At 54.2% G+C, this 14,232-nt stretch carries 11 protein-coding genes; 7 read left to right on the forward strand and 4 right to left on the reverse strand.

Translation table 11 applies throughout. The features are described 5' to 3' along the window. Positions 1–63: 63 nt before the first annotated feature. From PKO01S_RS18060 to PKO01S_RS18080, 5 genes are all read left to right on the forward strand, one after another. Complete coding sequence (locus tag PKO01S_RS18060) at positions 64–831, forward strand: NUDIX domain-containing protein (protein ID WP_127532838.1); 768 nt, start codon at positions 64–66, stop codon at positions 829–831. 69 nt (positions 832–900) lie between these two features. Continuing rightward, complete coding sequence (locus tag PKO01S_RS18065) at positions 901–2,304, forward strand: nicotinate phosphoribosyltransferase (protein ID WP_246070625.1); 1,404 nt, start codon at positions 901–903, stop codon at positions 2,302–2,304. A 14-nt stretch (positions 2,305–2,318) separates the two neighbouring features. Beyond that, a complete protein-coding gene (locus PKO01S_RS18070) occupies positions 2,319–3,005 on the forward strand; it encodes an adenylyltransferase/cytidyltransferase family protein (protein WP_127532839.1) in 687 nt (228 codons plus the stop codon). Between the two features lie 519 nt (positions 3,006–3,524). Further along, complete coding sequence (locus PKO01S_RS18075) at positions 3,525–4,928, forward strand: cell wall hydrolase (protein ID WP_127532840.1); 1,404 nt, start codon at positions 3,525–3,527, stop codon at positions 4,926–4,928. An 88-nt stretch (positions 4,929–5,016) separates the two neighbouring features. After that, positions 5,017–5,853, forward strand: a complete 837-nt coding sequence (locus tag PKO01S_RS18080; protein ID WP_127532841.1) for a hypothetical protein — start codon at positions 5,017–5,019, stop codon at positions 5,851–5,853. Between the two features lie 79 nt (positions 5,854–5,932). On the opposite strand, the gene PKO01S_RS18085 is transcribed toward PKO01S_RS18080, so the two are convergent. The 4 genes from PKO01S_RS18085 to PKO01S_RS18100 form a co-directional block, all read right to left on the reverse strand. After that, on the reverse strand, positions 5,933–7,336 hold the full coding sequence (locus PKO01S_RS18085; RefSeq protein WP_127532861.1) for a sugar porter family MFS transporter: 1,404 nt from the start codon (positions 7,334–7,336) through the stop codon (positions 5,933–5,935). Positions 7,337–7,564: 228 nt separating this feature from the next. Then, the gene (locus PKO01S_RS18090) at positions 7,565–8,995 is read right to left on the reverse strand and encodes a helix-turn-helix domain-containing protein (protein WP_127532842.1); all 1,431 of its coding nucleotides are present in this window, start codon (positions 8,993–8,995) and stop codon (positions 7,565–7,567) included. 36 nt (positions 8,996–9,031) lie between these two features. After that, positions 9,032–10,507, reverse strand: coding sequence for a sensor histidine kinase (locus PKO01S_RS18095; protein ID WP_127532843.1), 1,476 nt, complete (start codon positions 10,505–10,507; stop codon positions 9,032–9,034). Beyond that, positions 10,504–11,568 (reverse strand): substrate-binding domain-containing protein, encoded by a 1,065-nt coding sequence (locus PKO01S_RS18100; protein ID WP_127532844.1) that lies wholly within the window; start codon positions 11,566–11,568, stop codon positions 10,504–10,506. The genes PKO01S_RS18095 and PKO01S_RS18100 overlap by 4 nt, the downstream gene beginning before the upstream one ends. A gap of 229 nt (positions 11,569–11,797) precedes the next feature. Between PKO01S_RS18100 and PKO01S_RS18105 the strand changes: the two genes are divergently transcribed. Beyond that, a complete protein-coding gene (locus PKO01S_RS18105; RefSeq protein WP_164779657.1) occupies positions 11,798–12,940 on the forward strand; it encodes an RDD family protein in 1,143 nt (380 codons plus the stop codon). Positions 12,941–13,014: 74 nt separating this feature from the next. After that, positions 13,015–14,199 (forward strand): RDD family protein, encoded by a 1,185-nt coding sequence (locus tag PKO01S_RS18110; protein WP_127532846.1) that lies wholly within the window; start codon positions 13,015–13,017, stop codon positions 14,197–14,199. Positions 14,200–14,232 lie beyond the last annotated feature (33 nt).

Below are 14,232 nucleotides of genomic sequence, written 5' to 3' on the forward strand. Positions count from 1 at the left end.
AAATAGTCATATTGACAATCTAAAAAGAAGAGCATATACTGGAAACATGAAGGAGGTGCTGAGATGACAAGCAAATATCGGACGCCGGACGGACTGCCGGTCGATATCGCCATATTTACGATAACGTCTCACGCCAAGCCGGGCAATTATAAAATGCTGGCCGACCGCAAGCTCGAGGTGCTGCTCGTCCGCCGAAGCGCTTCGTCTGAAGCGTACCCAGGCTGCTGGGCGTTGCCGGGCGGATTCTCCGGAGAGAACGAGACGCTGCTGGAAGCGGCTTACCGCGAACTGAAGGAAGAGACGAACGTCGATTCCGACGTGATGATCGAACAGATCAAGACGGTTTACTATCCGGGCCGCGATCCGCGGGGATGGATGCCGTCGGTGCTGTACTGCGCGCTCGTGAAAGAGGAGCATCTGCAGCGGTTGTCCGCCGACACCGACGCGGACGAAGCCCGATTGTTCCTTGTCGAGGAGGCACTGGAGCTTACGCTTGCCTTCGACCATGGCGCCTTGCTGCAGGACGCACTCGATTACATCCGATCCAAAATGATGACAACGGCGCTTGCGAAGCAGTTCCTGCCGACCGAATTCACGATCCGCGAGCTGTATCAGGTTATCCAGACGGTCGTGCCGTCATTCGAGGAAGACCTGGCGAACTTCAAGCGCAATCTCATGACGACGAAGACGCGGCAAGGCTTGATCCGCGAGGCGGTCGATTCATCGGGCTCGCCGAAGACGACGGACCGCAATTCGAACCGCCCGGCGCAGCTTTATCTTTATACCGATTATGAACCGCGTATTTCAATTTATAATTCCGGACTCTTTTGAGCATCGGAATTTTTAACGGAATTCTATATAGTCAATACGACATTAAACATGAAATTTATGGAGGGTAACATGATGTTGAACATGATTCGCACGAACCCGCTGCTGCTGACGGACAGCTACAATCTTTCGCACGCGCGCTTAAAAATCAATATGGATTGGGAAGTCAGCCATTTGTATAATCGCAGGGAAGGGATGATTTTGTACGGCTTCCGCGAAATCGTAACTGGCCTGCTGGCGATCCGTATTACGGAGGAGCATATCGCGGAGGCGGAACAGGGCGCTGCGATGCAGGGACTACGGTTTCCTTCGGAGCTGTTCCGCCGGGTGGTGGACGAATGCGGCGGCTACGCGCCGATTGCAGTCGAATCGGTGCCGGAAGGCACATGGTGCCCGGCGGGAACGCCTTTTGCCCAAGTTTATAATACGGCAGAAGGGTTCGGGGAGCTCGTCACGTGGTGGGAAGCGGTCTTCATGCATGCTTACTTCCCAAGCGGATGCGCGACGGAGGCGTTCCATATGCGGAGGTACCTGGAGCGCAAACAGGCGGAGCACGGGTATGACGATTCGTTTCTGTGGCGCATTCACAGCTTCGGCTTCCGGGGGCACCGGAGCTTGGAGGATGCTTACTGGGCGGGCACGGCTTGGAATTTATCGCTGCAGGGAACGGACGATTTTCACACGACGAAGCATACTCCGCAGGCGGTCATCGGGAGCATTGCAGCGCTCGCGCACAAAGTCACGCAGCAATTCGACGACGAGTTGGCATGCTTCATTCGGGCGATCGACGAAACGGCCGCGGCCGGCGAGCGGATTGTCGCTCTAGTCATCGATACTTATGATGCGGACCGGGTGATCCAGCAGTATTTGCCGACGATTGGCCAGCATGCGAGAGAGCGCGGCATTCGTATCGTCATGCGGCCGGACAGCGGCGATGTTCTGCGGCAGGCGGCAGACATCTATGAGGCGGCGCGTGCGCATGGATTGCTCGACACCGTCGGCGTTATTATCGGCGAAGGCATGAGCTTCGAACAAGTGAAGCGTTATGACGCGCAGCTGGAGCAATGGGGCGTGCCGCTTCCGTTCGTCGCTTACGGCGTCGGATCGGGCTTCTATAATCATATCGACCGCGACACGTATGGCTTGGCGATGAAGACAGCTTACAGCAATGGCAAGGATCGGATGAAATTTTCGATGACGCCGCTGAAGCGGAGCATTCCCGGCCGCGTTAAGCTTGTGGTTGCCGCTGGCGTCATGATGGCCGAGGCGGAAGGCGAGACGGAGCGCGAAGGGTTGTACGAGACGGTCTATAAGCATGACGGAACAGGCGCGCCGCACAGGCTGGATGCTGGCCCGGCGTTCTGGAACGGAGTGCGGGAGCGGATGCGCGTGCAGAATACGGCGCAGCAGACGATTGAGCTGTCGGCTGCGATCGAACGCAAAATCGCGTTGATCGCGGAACAATATTTGAAATAAGGGAGAGGTTGTCTATGGCGGACCGGACGGGGAGAAACGAAGGCGCGAATAAAGATGGCGGCGTGAATGGTATGAACGGCATGAACGGCATGAACGGCATGGAGAGCATGGACGGTACGATCGGCACGGGAGGCATGGATGGTACGAAGCCATACCGGTTCGGGTTTATTCTGGGCAGATTCCAGCCGCTTCATATCGGACACGAGCATATGATCAATGCGGCGCTCGCGGCATGCGACCGGGTGCTGGTGCTCGTCGGCTCCGCGCAGTTGCAAGGAACGGAGCGCAATCCGTTCGACGCCCAGTTCCGGATGCGGCTGCTGCGCCTCGTCTACGGCGACCGCATCGAGATTGCGCCGCTGCGCGACTACTCGCACGAAGGCGACCATAGCCATGACTGGGGAAGATACTTGCTTCAGGCGGCAAAAGGTTACGGGGAAGAGCAGGGGTTTCCCGCGCTGGACCTGATGATCGCAGGCGATGACGAGGAGCGCGGGCATTGGTTTCCCGGGGAGGCAATCGCTGGCATCGACCATCTGGTCGTTCCGCGCATCGACATTCCGATTAGCGCGACTCGGCTGCGGGAAGCGATCGCCACAGGCGACCGTGCATACTGGGAAGCGTACACGAACCCGGTGCTGTATGGCGAATTCGAAGCCATTCGCGAAGCGTTGATGAAGGTGGAGGCTTACCGGCGTTGAGTGTGGATCGCTCGACGTCCGTTCGTGCATACGCAGCGCATAAGCACCCTTTAGGGGGGCTTTTTTTTATGCCCTGCATGGATTCTGTCCGCAGGCTTCATGATTGTAACGGTCCCAGACTGGCGTACGATAGCATCAGTTGTAATGAATAAAATGGATATTGTACCAATAGTTAAAATAAGACTAAAGAAATATATTATTTACCATCTTATGGGTTGTATGCTAAATAAGGCAAGAGAGGTTCAAATCTTTGAATCAATCTTGACGAAATAGCGGGGACATGAATTGTGATAGAAATAGGAAGAACTAATGCCAGAAGACTTCGACCGGCCGGCTGGTATTGGTGCTGATCGTTTGTATTTATACTTCAAGTGACTCAGTTTTTATTCTGTTTACTCATGATTCATAGAGGGTGAAGAGCCTTTGATGTGCTTGCTAGGTTCATATGAAGGAGGGGATCGTTCTAATAGAGTGTAATTGATCTTCAGCAAATTAAAAATAAGGAGGCTATTCGTTTAGATGAAACTCAAAAAAATCGTTTCTTTACTTGTTGCTTCTGCTATATCTATATCCGCAATGAATATTTCACCTGCCAACGTACTTGCAAGCAAGATTGAGACGACGAGTATTACGACTCAGCAGGGGTATAAGCTTACATGGGATAGTAAGCCGGCAGGAAAGGTGCTCACTAGTGTTGTAATCGACAAGTCTGTTTATACCTATACTTACGACGATAAGAGCAGGAGGACCTCGAAAAAATCGGGCAATAATAAAGTTTCATACACATACGATAATGACTTCAATCTTATTGCTGAAACGAGAGGCAAAGATGTTTGGACGTATCAATATGATCTCACGAATCAGATTTCAGGATTTACTCTTAATGGCGTATCCTATTTATACGTGAAGGACGCAAGTTTTAACGTCACTGCGATCACGAATCCGGATAACACGGTGCTAGCCCAATATTTTTATGATAATAATGGTATAGTTAGCTCCGTTCTCGGTCAGAATCCTTCGGGCGAATGGGTTGATATGAGCAGCGACAGCTCTTTTATCGGGACGAAGAATATGGTCCGGCTGCACTCGTATATTTTCGATACGGAGACGCAGTGGTATTATGATGGGTTTAGATACTATGATTCCGTGAACAACGTATATGTTGGCGGAACGGATAATCTAGACGCTATTTCGACTTTCGAGAAATTTATGTCCCAGAACGCATCGGGTGACGTTTCCGCTTATGTTTCGCAAGAGCTTGTTGTTTCAATCACGAATTGGAAGAATGCTTTGTTGGGCACTGCTAGTTTCGGCACACCAATTAATACCCATAGTTCTTCTTGGTATAGCGGTTTATCTGATGTGGAGCTGTTAGCTAGATTAATTTATGGTGAGAATACGTTCAACAGTTCAGATCAGAACGCGGTATCGTGGGTACTGATAAATCGGAAAAATAAAGGTACATTCGGGAGTACCTATAGAGCGATCGCGACTGCTTCTGGACAGTTTGCGCCGATGACAGGTGGCGCAACGGATACGGATGATGCAAGAGTGCCGAAGAAGAAAAACTCTGACAATAGCAGTAATATCCTTTGGGAGAATGCTGTGTGGAATGCATGTGTGCTGTTATCAACATCCAATGCAACCGATCTTAGCAGCTTGATAACGAAACCTACCGGTATATCCGGCCAGCTATATTTTTATGGATTAAATTACTTTCTGACTCCCGGCGTCAGCCGGGATGGAACATCCGGATTGGAAGCATACGTGGGATCATGGACTGGAATTAAAAATATCGTCGTCGTATATTCTAATACCGATGTATACCAGAACCCAGCAACCCTTAATGCTATTAAAACACAAGACAAGCTTGATTCATTCGAAGAAAGAAATACACATAATATTTTCTTTGATCTAAAATAAAGGAATAACGCAACAGGGGGCTTATTGCTCCCTGTTGTGGTGCTTTCGTAGAAATGCTTTATTTCTCTGGAACAGGGGGAGCAGTAACATGAAACATAAGATTGTATTGAACATTCTCATGGTGGGCATCGTTCTGCTTGTTAGCTCTTGTGGAGCTAACGATAACCGTAGCAATACTAGTCCTGACGAACGATTGCCAGTTGGTTACACAATTGCGAATATCGAGAGCGCGATTGATGAATGCATCAACTATATCATGTGGAATAATCCAGAGGAAGAAATCCCTAGACCAGCGGGCTCTGAACCCTATGTCGGGCAGCAGGTTTCAGTTGAAGTGAGATTATATACGGACCCGTCCGGCGGTCACAAAGTATACGCGCAATCAAATGTAGACATCTGGAAAGATTTGTTGTTCAAATTTGATCGATTAGGTGGAGAAGTGTACTGTACGGGTCATGCAAATCCGGTAGAAGAATCAGGGCCGGAAGGCGATTATGAAGTAATCGATACGATATCACTCCAAGTTCAGCCGGTGCGTGATCCCCATTTTGGAACATCGCCGGAGAAAGATCGAATGATAAAGACAGTCGAGAACAAAGTGACGGCGATGTGCGAAGATTTTACTGCAGGTTCGGATGGGAAATTATATTTGGATTCCGATGTTTACATGGTGGACTTCTATGAATATGAAATGTCTGTGGGATTTTGGTTTGTTCTTAAAGGTGGAAATGCATATTACTCAGGGGTAGGACTTCGATTGGATAAAACAACAAATGAATATGAAATTACTGGAAAGAAAGGATTTCCATTAAACAACATCGATTCAATGAAGAAGGGCGACCCTGGCAGATTCATGTTTGATAGAATGGTTCAGGCTGCGATCAAGCACTATAAGTGCGGCGAATCCGGACTGAAATCTGTATAGCGATGAACAACTAGCCACAATCGACATCATAAAAGCCGCCAGTCTCCCAAGAGATTGGCGGCTTTAAATTTTAAACCCATTAACCTTTATTCGAAGAGGTCCACATGCTCTCGATCTGCTCCAGCGACTTGCCTTTCGTCTCTGGTATGACACGCCACGTGAAGATGACGGTGATGAGTCCCATGACGGCGTAAATCCAGAACGTTGGTGCCGGTCCAGCCGATTTCAGCATGGGCGGGAACGTCTGAGAGACGATGTAGTCGGCTGCCCACAGCGCCATCGAAGCGATGGCTATAGCCCGGCCGCGAATGTGGTTCGGGAAAATCTCCGCCAGCAGAACCCAGACGACAGGTCCGAGCGAGATGGCGAACGCAGCTACATACACGAGCAGCAGAATGAGCACGATCGGTCCCGACGTATCGGTATGGAAGGCGAAGCCGATGAACAGCAGGCAGAGCGTCATTAATGCCGAGCCGGTAAGCAGCAGCGCTTTGCGGCCGACTTTGTCGATGAGCCAGATGGCCAGAATCGTGAAGGCGACGTTGATCGCGCCGACGAGTATCGTCTGAAGCAGCGCGGCGTTCGTGCCGGCGCCGGTTTCTTTCAAAATTTCCGGCGCATAGTACAGAACGGCGTTAATGCCGGTAACCTGCTGCAGCACGGCGATGACGACCCCGATAATGAGGGCGGTGCGAAGGCCGGGCTTGAACAGTTGGCGCAGCGAGCCGCGCGTTTCTTCTTGGAACGATTGCTTAATATCGATTACTTCTTGGCGTGCGCCTTCCTCGCCGTGCACTTTGACCAGAATGTCCAGTGCTTCGGCTGCCCGACCTTGCTTGATGAGCCAGCGCGGGCTCTCGGGTACGAGGAACAACAGAATCATGAACAATGCGCCGGGAACAGCGCCGATGCCGAGCATCCAGCGCCAAGCCGTCGATACATCCCAAGCGTCGTCGCCGAACGATGCGAAGCCGCTGTTGACGAAGTACGTCAGGAAGATACCCGTTACGGTAGCGAGTTGGTTGAAGGCGACGAGACGGCCGCGGTAGCGCGCCGGTGCGATTTCCGCATTATACAGCGGGCACAGCGTCGAAGTGATGCCAATTCCGAGTCCGCCGATCATCCGCCAGATGATGTACGTGCTGAACGTGTCCGGCAAAGCGGAACCGATCGAGCCGATAATGAAGAGGAGAGCGGCGGCGATCAGCACTTTTTTGCGGCCGAGTCTGTCGCTCAGAATGCCCGAAGCGCCTGCTCCGACAATGCAGCCAATAATAAGGCTTGATACGGCCCAGCCAACCTGAACCTCGTTCAAAGAAAACCGCTCCTGCATAAAGCCGACGGCGCCCGATACGACTGCCGTATCGAATCCGAACAGCAAGCCGCCGAGTGCGGCGATAATGGACATCAGCGTAACGAATTTCATGTTCACCGCATGATTCGCGTTCGCGTCGTTTACGCCTTTATCTTGTTGTATAGGCATTGTAATAGCCAAGTTGGATGCTCCTTCCGAATAACGAATGAACCGCCCGTAAGAATAGGCTCAGGTGGCGGCGTCACTCATTATAGCACCCGGCATGGCGGGCCGAAGGAGCAATCGACAGCACAATTTTGCGCGTTTCCCGCACATTTCATGCATGCCGGCAATCCGATTGGTCGGGCGTTCCTTGCACCCTCACTATTTTGCTTCAGCACCGCAAAATAATCCTCTTTACGCCTGCGGATCCGATGGCTTCACCGCTCCGGTGCGATAATCCGACGGCGTCAGTCCGGTCACTTTCTTGAACACCCGGCTGAAGTAATTCGGATCTTTATAGCCAACCTCGAAGCATATTTCTTTCAAGCTAAGCGTCTCGTCATCCATCATCTGCTTCGCCTCGTTAATTCTTAATCGGGTCAAGTAATCGATGAACGACTCTCCGACATACTGCTTAAACACTTTGCTCAGGTAAAAAGGGTTCAGATGTACGTACTCGGCGACTTCCTCGAGCGACAGTTCTTCCTTGAACCGCGATTCGATGAAGCGCTTCGCACGTTCCAGCGCGGATACCGTCTGCTGCTCGCGCAGCTCGCGGCTGCGCCGAAGCGCCGACAGCACGTAAGCGCTGGCTGCTTCATCCGCAGCGCTGCCGGCAATACGGCTGCGTGCGTCGGCCTCGCCGCCGATGCCGCTGGCTTGTTCCCGCTGTCCGCCCGGCAGCGGCCCGCCGGCGCTTTGCAGTTCGGCGAACAGGCATAGCCCTCCGCCGCTGCCGCAGCAGGAGGAGGCGAACACCGCCTCCACGTAAGAGCGGCGCATGCCCTCGACGCCTTGATTCACGGTGCCGACGCCGATAGAAGCCGGCAGGCGCAGGCGCTCCTCCGTCCAGCGTGACAGCCTCTGCGCGAACAGCAGCGCTTCCGAGGATCCGCGTTCAGCATTCACACGGCCGGGCTGCGGTTCGGACTGCACTCGCTGCGGAAAAAACACCGCCATATGCCGGTCGATAATTGAGCTGACAAGGCAGCCGCCCTGCGATCTCGCGAACGCGCGGACTTCCTCATACAGCGTTCTGCGCTCGCGCTCGTCCGCCGGCAGGTCGCTCCAGGCGGCTACAACCGCACAGCCGCCATCCAGAGGGAAACCGACCCAAGCGGCCAATTGCTCGGCTTCCGTGCCGATCACTTGGTCGACCATGAACATGAGTGCCAGTTCGTTCTGCATGAGCGGCTCCAGCTCATTCATTCGGTTCAGCAGCGCAAGCCGCTCGCCGCGCTGCCGTTTCTCTGCGTCGAGCTCTTGAACGAGCCGCTGCAGCAGAGCAGCGATCTGCTCGCGGCCCGCCGGTTTGATGATATACTGTTTCACGCCGAGCTCGACGGCTTCCTGCGCATAAGCGAAATAGTCGTAGGCAGTAACGAGCACCAGCTTCGTCTCCGGCATCCGGGCACGAATTTCGCGAAGCGCATCCAGGCCTTGAATGCCGGGCATATGGATATCCATAAAAATGATGTGCGGCCGCAGCTCCTCCGCCAGCTCCAGCGCTTTGCGTCCGTTGTCCGCGAACAGCAGCTCGAACGTATCGGGCATCGTACGCCGGATGATCCATTCCAACCCTTCGCGCTCCAGTGCTTCGTCATCGGCGATCAATAGTCGGTACATCGGGCTTGTCCTCCTTTCTATTCGTTCCGCTCCGGTTCAGCCCGGGCTTGGTGCCGCAGGCTCAGACGGCAGTGTCAGCGTTACGCGCGTTCCTTGCCCCAAGACGCTCTCGATTGCAACTAATCCAGACGCGCCGTAGAACAATTCAAGCCTGCGGAATACGTTGCGCGTGCCAAGTCCGGCCGATTCGGTACGCCGTCCGGCTCCGGCCAGCGGTGAAGTGCCGATTCGACTGGACGTATTCTCCATGCGGACCGGATGGTCGGCAGCCGAATGATTGAGCAGCGCTTGCCGCGCGTGCTCCGGCATTCCTTTGCCGTTGTCGGCGACGATGATCCGCACCGTTCCGTCCGCATCGCGTCTAATCTGAAGCGAGATGACCGCGCCTTGCTCCATCTGCTCGACACCGTGAACGAACGCGTTCTCGACGAGGGGCTGAAGTGTTAGCGGAGGGAGCGGGGCAGACAGGGCGCTTTCGTCGATCTCGCGTTCGAATGCGATCCGGTCGCGGAAGCGGGCTTGCTGAATGGTCATATATGCCTCGACGTGGCCGAGCTCCTCGCGCAAGGATACCGGCCGGTCGAGCTGGCTTAAGTTATAGCGAATAAGCTGCGACATCGAGACGATGAGATCGCTAGTCCTCTCGGCTCCTTCGAGCAGCGCTAGCTTCGAGAGCGCATTGAGCGAATTGAACAGAAAATGCGGCTGGATCTGGCTTTGCAGCGAGCGAAGCTCCAGTTCATTCAGCAGTTGGCGTTGCTCGCTCTGCTCTTGTTCGAGGCGCGCCCGTTCACGCAGCCCGCCCAGCATGCCGCGGAAGGCTTCGGCCATCGCACCGAGTTCGTCGCGGCCGGCCAGCGCGGGCGGCTCCGCTTGCAGATCGCCCTTCGCAATCCGGCCGGCCGATTCGACGAGCGCATCGACCGGGCGAGTAATGCTGCGCGAGATCCATAACGCCAGGACGGCGGCCAGCAGTGTCTCGGTTACGAACACGGCAGCGCCCAGCCGGCTCAGCGCAACGTTCTCTTGTTGGATGCGGCGAAAGACCGGCCGGTCGGCTTCGAGCTCCGTATCGACCAGCCGGCTGCCTTCCTCGCGGATGAATAGAGCAGTCGTCTCCGCTTCCTCATATAAGCGAAGGGAATCGGAGGTAGAGGAGGCGTTCATCGCCGCCTGCTCCTGCTCGATAAGCGTCTCCATCATGCCGGTATATCCGATGGAGGCTGCGGCGCTGTTGCTTGCGAGCAGCGAATCGCGAAGACCGCCGAGCTGGCGCTCCAACGACCGCGTCGCTTCGGCGGACGCTTCAGTCGGGTTGTCCAGATGGCTGTACAGCGTCTGGAGCAGCGAATCGGCAGTTTGGGCCGCTTGCTTGTAGAGCAGCAGCCGTTCCATCATGCCGTCATAGCTTCGCTGCACGACATTGGCGCTCCGGTACAAGAAGAACGTCGTCGAGCCGACCATGATGACGAGCAGCGGAATGAACAGCAGCAGCTTCATGCGTATCGTCATGGGCATTCCGGCAAGCCGAGCGTATGGGCTGTCACCAGCGATGCGGAGGTGAAATGCTCGGCTGTCTTCGATGGCGATTCTGTGGCGCTGGTTGCGGCAGAGCCATGCTGCTGCAGCTGCAGGACGGCTTGAAATCCCATCTCATAAGGCTGCTGCACGATCGTGCCTCGAATCGTACATTGTTCGATCGCTTCCCGGGTTCCCGGCAAATCGTCAAAGGCATACAGCACGATATCCGGTGATCGAAGGGTATTCCCGTGCTTCGCGTCTGCCGGTGTCTCCGGTTTTGTTTGCTCCGCCCGTCTGACGGCTTCCGCCATACCAGGGCCGTCAAGCGCACTGAAGCCGACAATCGCATCGAGTCCAGGATGGCTGCTCAGCATATCGGTCGTCTGTTCGACAGCCCGGAGCCTTGAATTGCCCGTCGTACGAATATCGACGATCTGCAGGCGCGGATAGCGGTCTGTTACGTCGCGCAGACCGGCGAGCCGCAGCTGCTGGTTAATGGAACTGCTGCCGATCAGCACGCCGACTTGGCCGGCTCCGCCTGTTTCCTCCGCGATGAGCGTCCCCATCTGCTGCCCGGCTTTGCGGTTATCTGTCCCGACATACGCCTCGCGCTGACTGTCCGGCTCGTCGGCATCGACGGTGATGACGCCGATGCCGCGGCTGACGGCATCATCGATTAGAGCCCGGTAGGCGGTGTCATTCAGCCCTTGAATAATGACGGCATCGCTCTTGGCAGCTATTGCTTTGGCAAGCAGGCGGGCTTGCTCGCTGGCATCGATCCGGCCCGGTCCGGTATATTCAAGCGTCATGCCCAGCTGTTTCGCAGCATCCCCGGCTCCGCGTTTGACCTCTTGCCAGAATGGATTGTCCGCTTCCTGTGCAATGAGCGTGATGCGGTACCCGGCTGATGCCGGCTGGCCGGAAGGTTCCGTCCCGACCAAGGAATGGGCAAGCTCGCGCGCCCGGAAGGCGGAGGCGTAGAAGGCAGCCAGCACCGCAGCGAACATAATGAAAAGGGCAATCAACCCGATGGTAGCGGTCCGATTAGACATGAAGAACTCCTTTTTGATTCAAGGCGACTGAAGGTTACTGTCGCTTTCGATATTTCTTATTATGGTACTTTATCGGCTCGACAATCAACCAAGGTGCAGGAAACCATTAGTTTTGCAATACATAACAGGCACGAACGGTATTTTAATATAGAAATATATGGTTGGAAATCAAAAGAGACCCTATAATGATCATAATGTCGATATCGAAATAGGGGGACGGACATTAGACATGCAGACAGATAGAAGAGACGAGCCGTTCGAATCGATGCCTTTCACGGAGCATCGACTGCCAGCCTCGAACGGAGGAAGGGCCGATGCGGACGCGATAAGCCGGGAGACGAGCATTTTAACTAGCTTCTTGCGGAGATTTACGGCATACGCGATCGATAGTATGTTGTTATCGGTCATTTTTTTGAGCGGTATTTACGCTTTGTATCTTGTTGTGAATCTCACGGTTTTAATCTGGGTCGGCATTGTTATTTGTGTGATCACGGCGGGATTTCTGTACTATTGGCTAAATGAGGCGTGGTTCGGAGCGACAGTAGGCAAGTGGGCGCTTCGGGTTCGAGTCGTGAATAAGGAGGGGCAGCCGCCGGGGCTCCGGAAATCGCTGATTCGAAATTTGATTCGAATAGCCGAATTCAGCCCGTTCATGCTGAACGGTTTCGCAGCAGGCATTCTCGTCATGGCCGTACCGAGCAAGCAGCGGTTGGGTGATATGGCGGCGGGCACTTATGTGCTGCCTGTTCGCAATACGCTGCCGCCAAGCGCACGCAGGTCGACTGCAATGAGGCGGCTGTTTGTGTCGATTTCGATTGTTGGCGCAGCGGGAACCATCGCCGCAGCCGCAACCGTTAACCAGTGGACTCAAGTATTTTGGAGCGAGCAGACGTTTCAGACGACGGACGGTCGGTATGAAATTACGGTTCCCGGACACTGGGACCGCAGACGTGATGTCGAGAACGGATTGTTCATTAACAGCTACATTTCGAATGCCTTTGTCTACATGGATGGAGCGACTGACGAGGAGATGAGCGAGTATCCGGCGGTTCAGGCATTCGGCGACTATGTTCGCGGATGGATTGTGGGCCAATACTCAGCCGTTCTCGATGATGCAGCATTTACCCGAATGGATCTGAACGGCAATCCAGCTTACCGGTTTCGGATGCATGGCATTGATGAGGATGGGACTTGGAAGTCCTATACCGTCACGGTAACGGGGGATGGGGATCGGAATTACTTTATTGTTTCCTCGCTTTACGATACGAATCGCCGATTCAGCAATATAGAGGAATTTTGGCAGCAGCATGCCGAGGACTTGGATAAGCTCAATGGATGGGTCGGATCGTTCAAACCGGCAGCGGTTGAATAACAGCCGGCATTCGACGAAATGAGTTTATTAGCGGATATTCGAATCGGAGCAGAGCGGGAAGGCGGGTCGGGGACATGATGGAAGAGCAGGCAGGCAAAGGGTACAACGCAGTTGCATTTTCACCCATTTCGGGAAGGCCGGTATACCGTGAAGGGGATCAAATAAACCGTGCGGATGTAGAGCAGATATGCGAGCAGATCAATCCGTTCACGGGGATGCTTAGAAGATGGGCAGCTGCTATTATTGATAATCTCTTTCTATATTCCATTATTTTGGCCATATGCCCGTATCTAATGGCGGCAACCGGAGCGAGCGAGAGCGATGTCATGACGGTATTGCCTTTCGCCGTTCTGTTTGGTGCGCCTTTTATCGGAATCTTTTATTTTTGGCTGAGTGAGGCGTTCTTCGGGGCGACGATTGGCAAGTGGGCGCTGCGGATACGAGTTGTCAGCCGGGACGGCGAATGGCCGAGGCTTGGAGCGTCGTTCCTTCGGAGTCTTCTTCGCTCACTCGAGCTCAGTCCTATTATGATCTATGGCCTCGTCGGATTTATTCTCGTGCTTGCGACTCGTCTGAAGCAGAGGCTCGGCGATATGGCGGCCAGTACGGTCGTGCTGGATGTATCCGATATTCCGCCTCCTTCCAGAGGAAACTTGAAGGCGATGCGCATTACACTCCTTACGCTGGCTGCCGCTGGCGTCATAAGCTGTATGGGCGGCATTATGACGATCAGCCGGTGGGTGCAGGAAGCCGATCGTCTGCAGACGTTCGTAACAGAGGATGGCCGCTATCAGCTGTCGGTGCCTGCTGATTTCGAGGAAAGCCGCGAAGAATATGACCAATCGGGGCTGCTTCTTACGAGTGAAGCATACGATTCGGTTATCTATGTGATGGATGGCGGGGACGAATGGGACGGATCGTACACGCTTGAACAATTCGCGGATCAGATGCGTGTCGGGGTATCAGAGGGATATGAGGCTGAGCTTGAAGGCGATGAGATGCAGCGGCTTGATTTGAATGGCAACGCCGCTTACCGCTTCACCATGCACCGTCAGGACGAGGACGGCTATTGGTATTCCTACACGGTTACGGTGACCGGTGACGAGGAACAATTTTATTGTATCGTCGCTTTGTTTATTGGGCCGGACGACGAGATCGACAGCATCAGAAGCTTTCATGAGCAGTATGCCCGTCAAATCGAAAGGCTTGACCGGTGGGCAGGGACGTTCGAACAAGTGCATCGTACGATTTCGATCTAGCAGAAGAGGCCGACCGCAAAGCGATTGTATCGA

Origin of the sequence: Paenibacillus kobensis NBRC 15729 (genome assembly GCF_004000825.1) — a bacterium.
In the GTDB taxonomy this organism is placed as follows: Bacteria; Bacillota; Bacilli; order Paenibacillales; family Paenibacillaceae; genus Paenibacillus_T; species Paenibacillus_T kobensis.